The 16,639-nt window shown below is 69.4% G+C and carries 12 protein-coding genes; 4 read left to right on the top strand and 8 right to left on the bottom strand.

The window, feature by feature from the left end; genetic code table 11:
- Positions 1-11 precede the first annotated feature (11 nt).
- Positions 12-989, top strand: coding sequence for a DMT family transporter (locus tag AB0436_RS06425; protein ID WP_366466563.1), 978 nt, complete (start codon positions 12-14; stop codon positions 987-989).
- Here AB0436_RS06425 and AB0436_RS06420 read toward each other — a convergent pair.
- Together AB0436_RS06420 and AB0436_RS06415 are read right to left on the bottom strand one after the other, a co-directional pair.
- Positions 959-2,167: a transglycosylase family protein gene (locus tag AB0436_RS06420; protein ID WP_366466562.1), complete on the bottom strand. Its 1,209-nt coding sequence runs from the start codon at positions 2,165-2,167 to the stop codon at positions 959-961. The genes AB0436_RS06425 and AB0436_RS06420 overlap by 31 nt on opposite strands.
- A 109-nt stretch (positions 2,168-2,276) precedes the next feature.
- The gene (locus tag AB0436_RS06415) at positions 2,277-3,371 is read right to left on the bottom strand and encodes an Lrp/AsnC family transcriptional regulator (protein ID WP_366466561.1); all 1,095 of its coding nucleotides are present in this window, start codon (positions 3,369-3,371) and stop codon (positions 2,277-2,279) included.
- A gap of 103 nt (positions 3,372-3,474) precedes the next feature.
- On the opposite strand from AB0436_RS06415, the gene AB0436_RS06410 reads away from it, so the two are divergent.
- The 3 genes from AB0436_RS06410 to AB0436_RS06400 all read left to right on the top strand — a co-directional run bounded on the left by AB0436_RS06410 (position 3,475) and on the right by AB0436_RS06400 (position 7,452).
- A complete protein-coding gene (locus AB0436_RS06410) occupies positions 3,475-4,794 on the top strand; it encodes an alkyl sulfatase dimerization domain-containing protein (RefSeq protein WP_366466560.1) in 1,320 nt (439 codons plus the stop codon).
- 131 nt (positions 4,795-4,925) lie between these two features.
- A complete protein-coding gene (locus tag AB0436_RS06405; RefSeq protein ID WP_366466559.1) occupies positions 4,926-6,215 on the top strand; it encodes an MFS transporter in 1,290 nt (429 codons plus the stop codon).
- Entirely contained in the window at positions 6,175-7,452 is a 1,278-nt protein-coding gene (locus AB0436_RS06400) for an amidohydrolase (protein ID WP_366466558.1), read from the top strand. Before AB0436_RS06405 ends, AB0436_RS06400 begins: the two co-directional genes overlap by 41 nt.
- A 129-nt stretch (positions 7,453-7,581) precedes the next feature.
- Here AB0436_RS06400 and AB0436_RS06395 read toward each other — a convergent pair whose 3' ends face one another.
- From AB0436_RS06395 to AB0436_RS06370, 6 genes are all read right to left on the bottom strand, one after another.
- The gene (locus AB0436_RS06395) at positions 7,582-8,382 is read right to left on the bottom strand and encodes a hypothetical protein (RefSeq protein WP_366466557.1); all 801 of its coding nucleotides are present in this window, start codon (positions 8,380-8,382) and stop codon (positions 7,582-7,584) included.
- 11 nt (positions 8,383-8,393) lie between these two features.
- Positions 8,394-9,158, bottom strand: a complete 765-nt coding sequence (locus AB0436_RS06390) for a carbohydrate ABC transporter permease (protein WP_366466556.1) — start codon at positions 9,156-9,158, stop codon at positions 8,394-8,396.
- A gap of 118 nt (positions 9,159-9,276) precedes the next feature.
- Positions 9,277-10,245, bottom strand: coding sequence for a sugar ABC transporter permease (locus tag AB0436_RS06385; protein ID WP_366466555.1), 969 nt, complete (start codon positions 10,243-10,245; stop codon positions 9,277-9,279).
- A gap of 25 nt (positions 10,246-10,270) precedes the next feature.
- Entirely contained in the window at positions 10,271-11,542 is a 1,272-nt protein-coding gene (locus AB0436_RS06380) for a sugar ABC transporter substrate-binding protein (RefSeq protein WP_366466554.1), read from the bottom strand.
- Positions 11,543-11,601: 59 nt separating this feature from the next.
- Positions 11,602-14,154, bottom strand: coding sequence for a GH116 family glycosyl-hydrolase (locus AB0436_RS06375; protein ID WP_366466553.1), 2,553 nt, complete (start codon positions 14,152-14,154; stop codon positions 11,602-11,604).
- A gap of 686 nt (positions 14,155-14,840) precedes the next feature.
- Positions 14,841-16,010, bottom strand: a complete 1,170-nt coding sequence (locus AB0436_RS06370; RefSeq protein ID WP_366466552.1) for a sugar phosphate isomerase/epimerase family protein — start codon at positions 16,008-16,010, stop codon at positions 14,841-14,843.
- Between the last annotated feature and the right edge of the window lie 629 nt (positions 16,011-16,639).

Here is a 16,639-nt window from a genome sequence, read left to right as displayed (position 1 = left end):
TCGTTGAGGACATGAGCGCCCTGGTGTGGTCCGTGCTTCTGTCGCTGGTCTCCGCGGTCGCGTATGCGGCCGGGGCGATTGTGCAGGAGCGCGTGGCCGCGGCCGCCCCTGGGCGCCCCTATGCGCCGCTGCGCCATGGGCGCTGGTGGGTCGCCATGGCGCTGAACGGTTTCGGCGCCGCGCTCCATGTGGTGGCGCTGGCTTACGGACCGCTGAGTCTGGTGCAGCCGCTGGGCGCGCTGACCATAGTGTTCGCACTCCCGATGGCGACCCTGTTCGTCCGGCGCAGGGCCGGGGCGACTGCCTGGCGCGGTGCCGTTATGGCCACCGTCGGTCTCGCCGGGCTTCTGTCGCTCACCGGCAGCGCGGACACCTCATCGCTTCCCGGCGGCGAACGGGTCGTGCTGGCGCTCGCGACCTTCGGCGGTCTCGCCGTGCTGTGGCTGGCCGCGCGCCGCATGCGCAAGCCGGTGGCGCGCAGTGTGATTCTCGCGGCGGCCGCGGGCATGGCGTTCGGTGCCGCCTCGGTGTTCACCAAGACGGTCGCGGTGGACTGGACCTCCGGGGTGCCGGCCGCCGAATGGGCGAGCCTGCTGGCGATCGCGGGCCTCGCGACCACCGGGATGCTGCTCTCCCAGGCGTCGTATCGCGGAGCCGGACTGGCCGTTCCGCTCGCGACGGTCACCGTCGTCAACCCGGTGCTTGCGGCGGCGATCGGCGTCACGCTCTTCGGCGAGAACTTCCGGTACGGCGCGCTGGGCACCTCGCTCGCGCTCGGCTGCGGCGCGCTGGCGGCCTGCGGACTGGTCCTGCTGACCACCGAGCGGCTCACCGCCCGGACCGCGGGGTCGCGGGCCGACCGGACCGCGCAGGGGGAACCGCCGCCTCGGGTGACGGCGCAGTACGGACCACCGCAGAGGGAGCGTCTGTCGGGCGGCGCGGCGGACCGGGTCAGTGATCAGACGGTGACACCGCCTGCCTTGAGGTAGGCCAGCGGGTCGATGTCGGTGCCGTAGCCGGGGCCGGTCCGGATTTCGAAGTGCAGATGCGGGCCGGTGGCGTTGCCCGTCGATCCCGAGCGTGCGATCCGTTGGCCCTCGCCGACGGTCTGGCCGGCCCGTACGGTGAGCGCGGACAGATGCCCGTACTGGCTGTACTTTCCGTCCGCGTGCCGAATGACGACCTGGTAGCCGTATGCTCCTCCCCACCCTGCGGAGACCACCCGGCCCGCCGCTACCGCCTTCACCGAGGTACCGGTCGGGACCGGGAAGTCGATGCCGGTGTGGTGGCCGCTGGACCAGGAACTGCCCGATGCGCGGTAGGGGGTGCTGTGGTGGACGGTCACCGGTGCGGTGAGTCGGGATTTCCTGACGGCCGCGGCCGGTCGGCGCTGCTGCGGTGCAGCGGTCGGCTTGCTCGCGGCGGGACCGGCTTCGGCCGTGTGCCGTTCTCCGGATCGCGTCGTGGGCTGCGGCTGTCCCTGCTGCCGCCCCCTCAGATCCAGTCGCTGGCCGGGAAAAATCAGGTCGGGGTCGTCGCCGACCACGGCACGGTTCGCCGAGTACAGCTGCTGCCAGCCGCCGGTGACCTTCTCGGTCTCCGCGATCCGCGAGAGCGAATCGCCGCTGACGACGGTGTAGCCGGCGAGGTGGCCGACGGGGCGCATTGCGGCCTGCTCCTCATGCACGGCAGCCGGCTTCGCTCCGGCCTCGGGCCTGGTCGTGGACCTGGGCGTGTGCTTGGTCGTGTGCTTCGTCTTCGGCTGCACGACGATCCTGGGCTCTGTGCCGCCCCGGGTGAGCCCCGCCCGTACCGAGCAGACCGGCCAAGCGGTGGGCCCCTGCGCCTGCAGCACCTTTTCGGCTACCGCGATCTGCTGCTCCTTGGTCGCCAGATCGGCATGCGGGGCGTAGACCGCGCCGCCGTAGGCCTGCCAGGTGGAACTGCTGAACTGCAGGCCGCCGTAATAGCCGTTCCCGGTGTTGATCTTCCAGTTGCCGGTGGACTCGCACCGTGCCACCTTGTCCCAGACATCGACCGACGCGGCGCCCGCCGAACCGGCGGTGAGCAGCGGCAGTGCGAACCCGGCACCGCCCGCGGTGACCATCAGCGACGCACGGTTGATTCGGCTCTGCTGGTAACGGCGATGACGACCGGTCGCGGCCATACTCGGCTCCCCCACTCGCGCGTACGACATGGCGCACGCGCAAAAGTACGGGCCCGGCGTAGGTACTGACAAGAGCGCGGGGGACACGCTTCCCGGGGGTGACCGCCCGTCACCGGACCGGTTCCGTTCCGACCGTGGAGGTGACGTCGCGCGGCCATGCCGTCATCGTCACATGCCCGATCGCACGTCCCTCGGGGTTCAAAAGCCTGCCCATGCGCTTGGCTGCATAGAGGGTGACGTCGCTCTGGGCGATGTCGATCCGGGCGCAGCAGTCGAGGATCTGCGCTTCCATCGCGCGGCAGTCGGCGGTCGAGCGGAGCCAGACCGACAGCAGGAGATTGTGGGAGCCGGTCACAGCGACGCACAGGCGGGTCTGTGGCAGAGCTGCCAGCGCCAGGGCCGTGCTGTCGAGCAGGTGGGCGGGGACGCGCAGCCGGTAGGTCACGCCGACCGGCCAACCCACGAGCAATTGCGTGACGTCGCAGCGGAAGTGGAGCTCGCCGCTGCTCGTCATCCGGTGCAGCCGTCGGCGCACCGTGGTTTCGGAAAGCCCGCATTCCCGGGCCAGCTCGGCGTAGCTGAGGCGCGCGTCAGCGCTGAGGGCGAAGAGGAGCTGCCGGTCGGACTCACGTGGCCCGGTCGGCGCGGACTGGACGGCCCTCCCGTCACCTGCGAGGAAGGAGCGTTGTCGGCCGTTGAGCGCGTGGATCAGCCAGCCGCTGCCCTCGTGGTAGACCCGTGTGCCGATACTCAGCCGTAGCGACCGCACACCGTCGAGCTGTCCCAATCGCCTTGTGATGAGGGCATCCAGAGCAGGCAGGTCCCGTGCGGCCAGGCCGAGAAAGAGCTGGTGATCTCCGCTGGTCCGCTCGACGCTGAACACATACGGCCACCGGCGTAGTTGTTCGGTGAGGCCGTCGAGTGCGTCCGGACGGCAGGCGAGGTCCGCGTAGCCCACGGTGGCGCAGTGGTGGGTCGGGTAGGCGGTCATCCAGGCGAGACCGTGACGGGTGAGCTGCTGCCAGCGCCGGGCCGCGGTGGTGGCGTCGATTCCGATGACCTCGGCGACACGTGTCCAGGACGCGCGCGGCTGCACCTGGAGCGCCTCGATCAACGTCAGGTCCGTCTCACTCAGTCCGGCGGAACGCGGCGACAGGCGTACCTCTGTGCCGGATTCCGGCGAAGTGACGGCACTCAACGGCATGGAGCCCATTGTGTCAGCACCGTCCGCGGACAAGAAGAGCCGAGACCGAAACGGCTCCGCGCAGGCGGGCCCCTGAGCAGGCAGCAACCGCAAGGGATGTGGCATGGGTTTCTCTCTCACCAGGTACGCCGACGAGATCTGGAACGGCACCGAGGACGACAACGTCGTGCACAGCGGGCTCGACGGTGCGGGGGTGCTGGACGTGGCCGATGGAGTCGGCTGGCATCCGGGGTTCGGCAATGTGATCGTTTTCCGTACCGCCGGACAGTTGGTCCTGTTCGACACCGGCGGACCCCAGGGCACGCGTGCGCTGTACGAAGCTGTGCGCGCGTGGAGCCGCGACCCGGTGCACCTCGCTGTCTTTTCGCACGGGCATATCGACCACGTCTTCGGCATGGACCCGTTCGACGCTGAAGACGGCCCCCGGCCCACGGTGATCGCCCAGGAGAAGATCAGCGACCGCTTCGACCGCTATCTGCTCACCAACGGGTACAACACCGTCATCAACCAGCGGCAGTTCCAGGCACCGGACCTGCGGTGGCCGATGTCGTACCGGCGTCCCGAACTGACCTACCGTGATGGGCTGACGGTGACGCGCGGCGACCTGACCTTCGAGCTGTTCCACGTCAAGGGCGAAACCGACGACGCGACCGTCGCCTGGATACCCGAACACCGCATTCTGTGCCCCGGCGACATGTTCGTGTGGGTGACGCCCAACTGCGGCAATCCGCAGAAGGTGCAGCGCTACCCCCGCGAGTGGGCCCACGCGCTGCGGCGGATGGCGGCCCTGGACGCCGAGATCATGCTGCCTTCGCACGGCGTTCCCGTCTTCGGCGCCGACCGGGTCCGGCAGGCGCTCACCGAGACGGCCGCCTGGCTGGAGAGTCTGGTGGAGCAGACGCTGGAGGGCATCAACGCCGGAGCCCGGTTGGACGACATCGTGCGCTCCGTCTCACCTCCCGTGCACCTGGCCGACCGCGTCTACCTGCGGGCGAGGTACGACGAGCCGGAGTTCGTCGTCCGCAATCTCTGGCGACGCTACGCCGGCTGGTACGACGGCAACCCCGCCCGGCTCAAGCCCGCATCGGACACCCAACTCGCCACCGCGCTCGCCGAGCTGGCGGGTGGACCGGCCGCCCTGGCGGATGCGGCGCGCCGGTACGCCGACGACGGCGAACTGCGCTTGGCCGGCCACCTCGCCGAACTGGCCGTCCAGGCGGCGCCAGGCGAGCCGGCGCTGCACTCCGTGCGGGCTGAGGTCAACCAGGCCCGCGCCGAGGCGGAATCGTCTCTGATGGCCCGTGGCATCTTCTCCTGGGCGGCCGGCGAGTCGCGCGCACACACCGCCGATGGCGGGGGGCCGTCCGCCGGCCCGCCTGCCCGGCTCCTGGGGGCCGGACGGGCGCAGGGCGGCGACGCGTGAACGGCTCACCGAGGCGGAATCCGGTGCATCGCCCCGCTCGAGTGCCGGATTGCCGCGAAGTGGCGGCTCCGAGCGGCGTGCGCCGCAGGGTGTGTGGGTCCGTGATCCCGGAAGGGTTGGAGGCATCTGCAGTGCACAGAACGACGCGGCTCACCGTGGCGCTCCTCTTCGCCGCCTGGAGCGTCGATTACATCGACCGGCTCGTCATCAATCTCGCCCTTCCCTCGATCGGCGAGACCTTTCAACTCACCCACGGCCAGCGGGGGATGATCGTCTCGGCGTTCTTCCTCACCTACGCTCTGGTCCAGATCCCGGGCGGTCTGCTCGCCGACCGGTTCGGCAGTGTGCGCATGGCGTGTGTCGCGCTCGGGCTGTGGTCGGTCTTCACCGGACTGACCGCCATAGCGTGGTCATTCGCCGTGCTGCTCGCGGTGCGCTGCCTGTTCGGCGCCGCACAGGGGCTGTTCCCCGGTGCCGCGCTGCACACGCTGAGTCGGCGCAGCCTGCCGGAGCAACGCATGACGGCGAACGGCTGGCTGCAGAGTTCCAACGCGGTCGGCGGGCTGCTGGCTGCCCTCATCTCTTCGGTGCTGCTGTCGCTGTGGGACTGGCGGGCCATGTTTCTGGCGGTGTGCGGACTGGGCCTGGTGGTCATGGTCGCGATCAGGCGCTGGATGCCGGGCCCGCTGCCGGAAACGCTGACCGGCCCCATGCTGCGGAAGGCACGCGGCGCAACGGCCGCGGTGCTGCGGTCCCCCGTGATGTGGGGCTTCGCGGTGATGTTCTTCGCCTACGACGTCATCATCTGGGGCCTCAACTCCTGGAGCGCCTCCTACCTCATCGAGGAGCGTGGCCTCCAGATCAGCCGCGCGGGGCTGCTCGCCATCGGCCCGACCGTCTTCGCAGCCGCGGGTGCCATCATCGGAGGGCGGCTTTCCGACCGCTTCGAGGGACGGCCGCGCCGCATCGTCGTACCGGCCATGTGCGTCGTGGCGGTGCTGCTTTTCTGGCTGCCGCGCACCTCGTCCATCACCGGCTACGTCGCCTGCGCCACCCTGCTGAGCGGGGCAGCCGGACTGTGTTACATGCCATGTCTCTCGGTCCCCCTGCGCAGTCTGCCGCCGGGCCTAAGCGGGGTCGCCTCCGGGATCGTGCTCTTCGGTGGTCAACTCTCCGGCATTTTCACCCCGACCGTGTTCGGTTCCCTGGTCGATCACTTCTCCTACTCGGTCGCCTTCCGGGCCCTCATCGTGGGGCCCGCTCTCGCCGTCATCGCCGTGCTCTGCCTGCCCCAGACCAGCGCACGCTTCCTCGTCCGCTTCCGCGACATCGTCACCGGCAGCACGCAGGAGGCGACCGCCAACAACTCGGAGGATCCGCGTGACCCCACAACTCACGGCCCCGCTCGGGACCGGACTTGATGAGCATCTGCCGCACTGGCAGGAGTTCTACCGCGACCTGCACGCCCACCCCGAACTGGCTTTCGCCGAACGTCGCACCGCGGCCGCCGTGGTCCGGGAAATGGCCGCAATGGACGGTTGGGAGGTGACCGAAGGAGTCGGCGGTACCGGCGTCGTGGCCGTCCTGCGCAACGGGGACGGGCCAGTCGTCCTGCTGCGCGCCGACATGGACGGCCTGCCCGTGCACGAGGAGACGGGCCTGCCGTACGCGTCGGTGGAGGCGGGCCGCATGCACGCCTGCGGCCACGACGTCCACGTCACCTGCCTCCTCGGCGCATGCCGACAGCTGTCCGCCCGTCCGGGGAGCTGGCACGGCACGGTGATCGCCGTCTTCCAGCCCGCGGAGGAGATCGGACAGGGCGCGCGGGCCATGCTGGACGACGGACTGCTGGCACGCTTCCCGCGCCCCCAGGTGTGCCTCGGCCAGCATGTCGGCCCGCTCCCGACGGGCGTCGTCATCACGCGCCCTGGGCCGCTGATGGCCGCGGCGGACAGCCTTCGCGTCACCCTGCACGGTGCGGGCGGTCACGCCTCCGCACCTCAGCAGGCGATCGACCCGATCGTTCTGGCCTCCGCCATCGTGCTGCGCCTGCAGACCTTCGCCGCCCGCCAAGCGCCCCTCTCCCCCGCCACTGTGCTGACGGCGGGCGCCCTGCACTCCGGATCCGCCGCGAACATCATCCCGCACGCCGCCGAACTCCTGCTCAGCCTGCGCACTTACTCCGCGCAGGCACGCGAGGAGGCGTTGACGGCCATCCGCCGCATCATCAACAACGAGGCCGAAGCCTCCGGGGTCCTGCGCCCGCCCGAGATCGAGACGTACGACGGCTTCCCACTCACCGTCAACGACGGTGAGATGACACGGCAGGTGATGCGCGCACTCGATCCGATCGCACAGACGGTGCACGAGTTGCCCTCGCCTCTCGGCGCGAGCGAGGACTTCGGCCTCTTGGGGACGGCCGCCGGCTGCCCGTCGGTCTTCTGGCACTTCGGCGGCACCGACCCGGCCGCGTACACCGCTGACGACCTGGAGAGGCTGCAGAACTCTGGCGCTCTTCCAGCGGGACTGCCTTCCAACCACTCACCGTATTACGCGCCGGCGCCCGAGCCGACACTGGCGGCAGGTATCCGCAACATGCTCGCCGTCGCCTCCTCCTGTCTCACCGAAAGGCCGGCCCCCGTCCACGACCACCGGTGACGTCGCACGTCACGGAGGCGGGGGCGACGTAAGTCGCCCCCGCCTGACGTGCGGTGCCTTCGTCCGGAACACGTGAAGACGGCTCACCCCCGGGAACCCACTGTTTGTCACTTCCGTCCCGGGGCGGCCTCAGCCGCCGTCCTGGGTGTCCTCCCGCAATACGGACTGGATAGCCGGGAGCGTCACCGCGCAGGAGAGCAGGGCAATTGGTCCCGGGAGGAGGAAGAGCAGGCCGGGCCCCAGCACCACCAGGACGAGCGCGCTGACACCGACCAGCATCAGCGATGCCAGGGTGGCCGCAGGGGTGCGGGCGGCGCAGCACAGGGCGGCGTACCACAGCCGGCGTCCGCGTACCCCGTACGCGGTTGCGAGGACCAGTAGGTGCCCGCCGGCCACTACCAGCAGCGCCAGGACGGCGCCGGCAGGCAGCAGTCCAAGCAGTGGCCAGGTGGCCTCGCTCGTGCGGTACGCGTGCACGTCGTACTCGACGGCGGTCAGGGCGATGCCGCCCACCAGCCCGGTGCCGGCCCCGAGGGGGGCGGCGCGCCACATCGCCGCCGCCCACCCACGCAATCGCAACGGGTCGGGGGAGAGCACCCGTGTCGCCGTCGCCACCGCACCCGCAGCCGCAGTGGTGCCCGGCACCAGCGCCACCAGCGGCACCGCCTTCCAGCGACCCGCCGCAGCGCAGGCCGCGGCCGGGAGGAGCGCCAGGCAGACCACCAGATTCACGGCAGCCAGCGCCGGCAGGTTGTCCCACAGCGCGTGCAGTACCGCTCGGGGCCTCCCGGTCAGCCGGCCGCGTCCCCGCGGACTTTCGTCCTCCACCATCTGCACCGGAGCGCAGCCCGCTTGCAGGGAATCGCCGTCCGTACGCCGATGAGCCGAGCCCGCCGGCGCCGCACCGCCCCACCACGGTCGATCCCCCACCGGCGCCGGCCTCATCGGCTGGCCCCGACGAAGGCCACACCCTCGGTGAGCTTGCGCTGGGCGAACAGGAAAAGGACCAACAGCGGCACCACGATCATCGAGACCGCCGCGAAGATGATGACCGGCGACCCGGTCTGCATCTGGTTCTGCAACGAGAAGACACCCACCGGAAGCGTCAGCTTGTCGGAGCTGGTGAGCAGCAGATTGGGCCAGAAGAAGTCGTTCCAGTACTGCTGGGCGGTGAAAATGGCCAGCGCCGACAGCGCGGGCCGGGCGGAGGGCAGCACGATGGACAACAGGATGCGCAGGTGGCCCGCGCCGTCGAGGAGTGCTGCCTCGCTGATCTCCTTGGGCACCGTCATGAAGTGCTGACGCAACAGGAAGATCGACACCACCTGCACCAGCGCCGTGAGGACCAGTGAGAGCCGGTTGTCGATCAGGTGCAGGTAGCGCATCAGCAGATAGACCGGGATGACGGTGATCTGCATGGGGATCATCATCGCGCTCAGCAGCACTCCGAAGATCCCCGAGCGGCCCCGGAACTCCAGCCTGGCCAGCGGGTAGGCCGCCACCGCGGCCACCACGAGCGAGCACACCACGATGGCGGCCGTGACCAGGACGCTGTTCAGGAACTGCTGGGCGAACGGCATCATCGAGAAGACGCTGCGGTACGCGTCGAACGTCACGTGCTGCGGGATCCAGTGCGGGGGCAGGGCGAACGCCTCATCCTCGGGCTGGAGCGAGGCCACCACCGTCCAGTAGAGGGGGATGAGCATGAGCACCCCTCCAATGACCAGTACGAGGTTGACGGTCCAGCGACCGAGTCGTCCGGCCACGGCGTGGGTCGGCGAGCGCCTTACGCCCACAGGAGCCGCGGAAGCATGTCGGATGTTGTCAGACACGGTCATAGTTCACCCAGTAACGGCTGAGGAAGAGTTGGAGGAGGGACAGGAGCACGATCACGACGGCCACCGCCACCGCGATGGAACTGCCGTAGCCGATCTTGAAGTCGCGGAAGGCGGAGTTGTAGATCTCCTCCACCACGCTGAGGGTGCGGTTGCCGGGCCCACCCTGGGTCATGATGTACATCGGGTCGAAGATCTGGAACGCTCCGGTGAAGGCGGTGATGGAGGCGAACAACAGGCTCGGCGAGAGCATGGGCACCGTCACACTGCGGAACTGCCGCCAGGTGCCCGCCCCGTCCACCCGCGCCGCCTCGTACAGCGTCGGCGGGATGGACTGCAGGCCGGCCAGCACGATGACGAAGGTGAACCCGATGGTGTGCCAGAGGTCGAAGGCCACCATGACCCACAGCGCAGTCGAGGAGTCCAGCAGCCAGTTCGGCGGATGGTCGGCCCCCAGCCGCCCCAGGTAGTGGTCGACGAACCCGAAGCTGGGGTCGACCATGTACATCCACACCAGCGCCCCGGCCCCCGCGGAAACGAGCAGCGGGAAGAAATACGCGGTGCGCAGGAAGTAACGCAGGACCGGGGAAACGGCCCGGTTGACCGCCAGCGCCAGCACCAGAGCCAGGACCAGGTGCAGAACGGTCGTGGCCACGGTGAACACCATCGTGTTGAGGAACGCCTGTCCCACGTTGGGGTCGTGCAGCATGGCGCGGTAGTTGTCCAGGCCGATGAACTTCGGCGACGAGAAGGTGTCCCACTGGAAAAAGCTGAGGATCACCGTGCACACCAGCGGCAGCGCGAGGAACACCAGGAACAGCAGCAGCGGCAGGGACAGGAAACGGTAGGCGGTCAGGGTGTCCTGGGCCCGCCTCCCGGCCCACCGCCCTGCGCCTGGTGACCGGCCAGGTGCGGCGTCAGCCCTGTGCCGGGCCGGCTTGGTTGCCATGATTGTCATGAGACCTTCCTTTCCGGCGTCCGCCTCATGAGACGAGCCCGCCGGAGATCTGCTGGTCCAGCGTTTTCAGTCCGGAGCCGATCGCCATGTTCCCGGTGAGCATCTGCGAGATGGCCTGGCTGAACGGCGTGGAGATCCTGGTTTGTTCAGGCACCCCGGGGACCGGGGTCGAGTTCGCCAGCGCCCCGTAGAGGAAGGATGTGCCCGACGGGGCGTTGTTTCTGGTCAGCGGCCCGGTCGCGGACGACCGCCGTACCGGCGAGACACCGAGGAACCCGGTCTTGGCGATGTAGTCCTGACACTCCTTGGACATGGCGTATTTCACGAACTGCCAGGCGGCGTCCTTCTTGTCGGACACCTTGAACATCCCGAATGCTCCGTAGCCGACCGACGATGCCGGGCGGGTGCGGTGCGGGTAGGGGACGAAGGCGTAGTCGTCCATCGCGTAGCCGCGGTGGCGCAATTCCACGATGGCGTTGAACGCGCCGTTCATCATCGCCAGCTTCCCGCTGTGGATGGCGGCGTAGGTGTCGAATGTCCCGCCTGCCTGCGGTGCCATACCGCGGCTGACGAAGGACCGGGTGAACTCCACGGCCTCTCTGGCCCGGCCTGACCCGATGGCCGACTTGCGCCAGGTGTCGTCCAGCACCTGTGCGGAGTTGGTCAGCAGCCAGGGCATGAACCCCCAGAGGTCGGTGGAGAAGGCGATGGAGTAGCTGCCGGTTGTCCGGTGGATCCGCACGGCTGCCCGCTCGAACTCGTCCCAGGTCCACTCCCCGTGCGGGACCTCCACCCCGGCCTGCCGGAAGAGCCTCCGGTTGATCAGCAGGCACGGGCAGTTCTCGCCCATCGGTACGTAGTACGACCTGCCGTCCGGTGGACGGTGGGCGTCGAACTGGTCGAGCACCCGCTTGTCCACGTCGGAGCGGAAGTCGCGCACCGCGTCGGCGTCCCGGTCCAGATACCCTTCCAGCGGCTCCAGCACATTGCGGGAGGAGAACAACAGCTGCCCCTCGGTGGGGGCGTACACCAGGTCGTACTTCTGGCCGCCGACGATCCGGGTCTGCACGGTGGAGAAGAAGCCGGTCCAGGTGTCGTTGCCCGAAGCGGGACCCGAAACGAAGACCGGCTGCAACGTGATGCCGGGGTGGCGGGCCTCGAAGCGCCTGACCAGCGCGCCCCAGAGGGGCCGGTCGCTGGCATTGCCGGAGACCACCACGCGTACCGCGTCGGAGTCGCCGCTCGCGCAGCCGGAGAGCAGCGTCGGTGCTGCGACCGCGGCGCCCGTGGCGCCCACGGCACGCAGGAAAGCGCGCCGCGGCGAACCGGTAGGGACCTTCTTGACGGTGCCCGGTGTCATCGCTCGCCGCCCGGAACGGTTCCGTGGACGGTCGCCGTCCCGCCGGCCGTCAGCACCCGGGGGCCGCCGAGCAGGGTGCAGCGGGCCGCGCCCTCCAGCTCGACCGTCCCGAGCGACAGCCGGCCGCCGTGCACCTCCACGTCGACCTCCCAGCTGCCGGAGGCCGCGTCCAGGCGCTGCCTGCTGGTGCCCCAGGCGTCACCGGTCGACCAGAACCAGCGTGCACCGTCCTCGCCACGCAGCCGCAGGGTCGAGGTGCCGGCCTGGTAACCAAAGCCGGTCCAGGCCAGCAGCACCCCCCACGAGGCCATCGCCCGCACGTAGTGGTGCCCGCACTCGGCCTCGTCGAAGGGGTTGCGCCGCCATCCGTCGAAGCGGTCCCGGATGTCCCGCACGACCTGCACGGCCTCCTCGCGGCGCCCCTCCTGCACCAGACCGATCGCCGCCGTGTACTCACACCCGGTCATGACCTCGTTGGCGTAGGGGAACGGGCGCTCCTCACGCCGGCCGTCGGGGTAGGTGCACATCAGCAGGCCGCTTTCGTCACCGAGGACGTAGCTGCGCTTGTGGTTGAAGTGGTGGTGCGCTCCCTCGATCCGGTTGTGCCGCACGATGCCGTCCAGCGTCGCGCCGACGTTCTCCGGGTCGAGTACGGTGCCCAGGCCGTAGAGCTTCGCGGCACTCTGGCCGACCAGCTGGTCGGTCAGGCAGCCGGCGCCGAGTTGCATGTCGGGACGGGTGGTGTCGCGCGCACCCATGAAGTGGTGTCGCAGCCCGTCCGCGATCGCGTCGGCGCCGACCGGGGCGATGGTGTGCTCGTACCAGGAGCCGTTGAACAGGTTGGCGTCGACCCACGCCGAGCCCCGCTCGAACAGGTCCCGGCAGTGCTGGGCGAAGTCGACCTCACCGAGGTGGCGGGCCATCTCCTCGCAGGCGCGTAGCGCGGCCAGGTACCAGCCCGCCATCTGCGGGTTGGGGCCGTAGTACTCCACGTCCATGGTGTTGTGCTGACACCCCTCCATGACGCCGTCCTGGTCGGCGTCCCACCCGCCGGGGGTCCAGCAGAACTCCATGGCGCGGCGCGCGGCCGGCCACAGCGAACGCAGCATCGCGTCGTCGCCGGACAGGCACCACTCACGGTAGAGCTTGACCAGGCACCCCATCTGCCCGTCGGCCGCGGCCAGATGCCAGTCCTGGGCGCGGTCGGCCAGCGGCAGCATCACCCGGAAACTCATCAGGCCGCGCTCGTCGGTGGCGTGGGCGAACTCGATCTCACGCATGGAACGGGCCAGCGAGCCGTAGAGATGGGCGGAGGCCGACTCGTAGTTCCACACATGGGTGCAGCTGCCCAGGCAGCTGCCGACCCGGTCGCCGCACCCCTCCCAGCCGTAGAACCGCCCGTCCTCGGTGCGGAAGCAGGTCTGGGTGCGCAGGGTGCTGAGGTTGTTGAGCGCGGCCTCCCGTACCACCTGGGGCAGGTCGCTCGCGCACACCTCGCGCACGAAGGCGACGGTGGTGCGCTCAAGGCCGGGCAGCCGGTCCTTGATGTCCTCGGCGACATGCCAGGCGTCCGGCCACAGGGTGGCGTAGTGGTTGCCGACGTAGGCGGTGCCCATGTGCGAGGGCTCGTTGTCCTCGTCGACGTCCCACGCCAGGCGGTTGGGGAAGCGCCAGGTGAGCAGAAACGTTACGGCAACCTCGCCGCCGGCGGGCACCGTACGGTTGACCGCCAGCGAAGCCGTGGGGCTGTCGCTACCGCCGGCCTCGCGCTCCTCCAGGCGGCCGTCGCTGGAGAAGTCGTCCCAGAAGTCGAGAAGGCTGTTGCCCCACTGTGCCTCGGCCCAGGCAGTCCGGTGCGTGACCTCGTCGTCGGGCAGCGTCAGCACGCTCAGCGCCGTGGTCCCCCAGCACTCGTCATCCTCGGGCACACCCTGGCTGGAACAGACCACCGAGTGCAGCCCGGGAGCCGTGCGCACCGCATTGCGGCCCTTGGAGCAGGTGCCCGATGAGCCGTCGGTGCCGATGAAGTTCGGCAGGCTGCCGCAGATGCTCGCCCTGACCGGCTCGGACCCCGGGTTGGTCAGGACGTATCGGAGCACGGCCACCGGCAGACCGCTGAACTCCTCGTCGCCGGGCACCATCGGGTTGTACGCCTGCAACCGCACCCCCAGAGGCATGGCGTCGTCCTCCAGCACCACCTGTGCCAACGGGTAGGCCACTTCGAACCCGGCCTTACGGAACCGGGGCAGGGTGTGGTTCGGCACCGGGCTGCCGTACGCGCCCTCATAGTCCGCGGTGTCGATGGCACCCTCGAGTGCCAGAGTGACGGGCGCCTCGTCGCCGCGCTGGGCCCGCAGGGCGAAGAAGGCGCGCTCGGGGGTGAAGCCCTTGGCGGGACGGTTGACGATCTCCCAGTCCCGCAGATCGCCCCGTCCGCCGAGGCTGACGGTGCCGGTGCCGATGCCGCCCAGGGGCATGGCCACGCGGCGCAGGTGGTCTTGGTCGTAGCGGCCCAGTACGGGCCAATGCGGAAAACGGTCGGTCGTCATTCTGTTGCCCTTACATGAAGCTCGAGTGAGACATCGCCGGACACGGGCCCGGTAGTCCCGGCCCGCGATGGTCGGGTGTCTGTTGAGGTGAGGGGCCCGCCCGTGCGTGGTGGGTGCAGGCCCGGGCCTGCCGCTGATCGCAGCTCGCACGCAGGCGGTCGACAGGTCACATCGGGGCGCCGTCCTGCGTGAAATCCATTTCAGCGAACGTAGGAGCGGGTCGGCATGATGTCAAGAGGTTGATCCGATGGGAATGTGATAGTCGGCTCTGGGATCCCGGCACGGCACAGGGGGCCACTACGCCCTCCAAAGCCTGCATTTGGGCTGATCAGTTGGCCAACCAGCGACCCCTGGGACCAGGCCACCCAATTCGTTGCGCTGCGGCTGTGAGCCCACCGCGCCAGTCGGGAGCGGAGGGGGTGCTCGACGCGCGGGCCACAGAGTCCAGATTGATTGAAATCGATTTCTCTGCTTTGCTGGTTCGGCCGGTGGACGGTGGTGCTACGGGGCCCTCCACCGGATCGGTCGCCTGCTCCCCCGCCACCCCTGGGCCAGGGTCCGAGCGGACTGATGGCACACGGGGCAACAGGGCGCCCCTCCCCGCGGTGGGTTGCGCGGGAAGGGGCACCTGATGTGCGTCCAGGGGGCCTGCCGTGGCATGAGCCCAAGGCCTCCAGGCGCTGGGGTTACTTGCGCTTCTTGCGGAGGGCCGCGAGGTTGGCGTAGCCGATCTTCGCGTCGCTCAGCGACTGGCCCGGGTCGGTGGAGCTGGGGGCGTTGTCCTGCTCGATCATCGGGTTGTGGTAGTTCCGGGAGCCGACGCGGGTGAAGAAGGTGGCGTAGTCGATGTCGCCCGTGCCGAACGGAACCATGTCGTAGCCGTCTCCGCTCGCGGTGTTGATGACGCCGTCCTTGGCGTGAAACAGCGGGTAGCGCTTGTCGTTTCGGACGACGAGCCCGGCCGGGTCGAAGATGTTCTCCTGCGGCGAGCCATCACTGGCCGTGTACGTGTGGAACTTGTACTTGGCCACGTGCGCCCAGAAGATGTCCATCTCCAGCCAGACGCTCTTCGGGTCGGTTATCCCGAGGAAATATTCAAGCTTGCGGATGCCGGAGCTGCGGGTCGGGTGGCCCTGTGCGTCGAGTGGGCCCTGGTCGAGCAGGAAGTTGTAGGCAGAGTCGTGGTTGTGGGTGTAGAGCTGGAGGCCCTCGCGACGGGCCATCTCGCCGAGCGTGTTCCACTTGTCGGCCGCCACGTCCCAGTCGGCCTGGTAGGAGCTGTCCGCCGGGTCGCCGCCGGTGCCCACATGGTCCATGCCGAGGATGTTGGCGATCTCCAGATGCTTCTTGAAGGTCTCCAGGTCGGGGGCCGTCAGCGGCCAGGAGCCGGGGATGAAACCGTGGTTGCCCTGCGCACTGAGGCCGTACTCGTCGAGCCAGGAGCGCAGCAGCTTGGCGCCCTCGACGGATTCGAGACTCGCCCCGCCGGGGGCGTTGGGGTGCTGGCCGTATCCGGCGAACTCGACCTGCTTGTAGCCGTAGCGGGCCAGCTCCTTGAAGACCTCCCGGAAGCCGGAGGGCACATTGGTGGACAGCGGGTCCCGGCCCGTCGCATCGCGGACGGTGTAAAGGATGATGCCGCGCTTCGAGGCAGGGACCAAGACGTCTCCGCCCTGGTCGTCGCCTCTGCGCCGGTCCTGGGCCAGGGCGGGTGAAGCGCCGAAGACAGGAGCGGCGATCGCCGCGGTCGCGACGGCGGTGCAGGTGCCCAGGAACCGGCGGCGGTCGATGCCGAGACTACGGCGCAGAGCATCGTCGGTGCCGTCGGTACGGGGGGCGTCAGGAAGGTGCGTCACGTGTTCCTCTTTCTTGTCGTGGCCGACGAGACGCACCTGCTGAGGTTGGTCAGGGCGCCTGGGGCCGGCGTGGTCAGTGGGGGGTGGTGTCCATGAGGGATGGCGGGCCGGTCGCACAGCGGCGCCGTACCACCGGGGTCGGGCGAGACCGGCGGTGGGTGCCACCTGCGGATGAAGGATCGAGGGTGACGGCAAGCATGCGGTAGCGCATGCGGAGTTCCCTTGTGAGTCCGCAGGACCAGGGGTGGTTCGGGTGGCGTTGGGTCCACCGGGAGGCGGACGGAGATGCGCGGGTCCGGTGGTCGGCGGTGGCTAACACCGTGCGAGTTCCAGGGACGATGCGATGGGGGGTCGCCTGGTCCGGACCGCCGAGGGTGGAGCCGCCGAATTACTCTTCACACCTTTGCCTCTCGGAGAACGAGTGACCTGTAAGTGCCTGCGCCGCCCCCAGGACCGGGCCGACACACATACCCGACCGCCGGCACCCACCGCGGTGTCAGGGGCGCCCTGCGGACGAGCAATGAGAAGCGTGTGTGGAGCCGCCGTCAACCGGCGGTCGCGTGGGACACGGCTCCGTGCGGTGTGGGCCCAGGAGGGCGGCGGCGGGGTTGGAGCCGCCCTCCCGGGGA

This window comes from Streptomyces sp. NPDC051322 (assembly GCF_040689485.1).
Lineage (GTDB): Bacteria > Actinomycetota > Actinomycetes > Streptomycetales > Streptomycetaceae > Streptomyces.
This window is presented reverse-complemented; position numbering and strand designations above follow the sequence as displayed.

Excerpts from the sequence above, each read along its gene's own strand:
- AB0436_RS06425 (WP_366466563.1), top strand. The coding sequence starts at position 12 with ATGAGCGCCCTGGTGTGGTCCGTGCTTCTGTCGCTGGTCTCCGCGGTC.
- AB0436_RS06420 (WP_366466562.1), bottom strand. The coding sequence starts at position 2,167 with ATGGCCGCGACCGGTCGTCATCGCCGTTACCAGCAGAGCCGAATCAAC.
- AB0436_RS06415 (WP_366466561.1), bottom strand. The coding sequence starts at position 3,371 with ATGCCGTTGAGTGCCGTCACTTCGCCGGAATCCGGCACAGAGGTACGC.
- AB0436_RS06410 (WP_366466560.1), top strand. The coding sequence starts at position 3,475 with ATGGGTTTCTCTCTCACCAGGTACGCCGACGAGATCTGGAACGGCACC.
- AB0436_RS06390 (WP_366466556.1), bottom strand. The coding sequence starts at position 9,158 with ATGCTCATCCCCCTCTACTGGACGGTGGTGGCCTCGCTCCAGCCCGAG.
- AB0436_RS06385 (WP_366466555.1), bottom strand. The coding sequence starts at position 10,245 with ATGACAATCATGGCAACCAAGCCGGCCCGGCACAGGGCTGACGCCGCA.
- AB0436_RS06375 (WP_366466553.1), bottom strand. The coding sequence starts at position 14,154 with ATGACGACCGACCGTTTTCCGCATTGGCCCGTACTGGGCCGCTACGAC.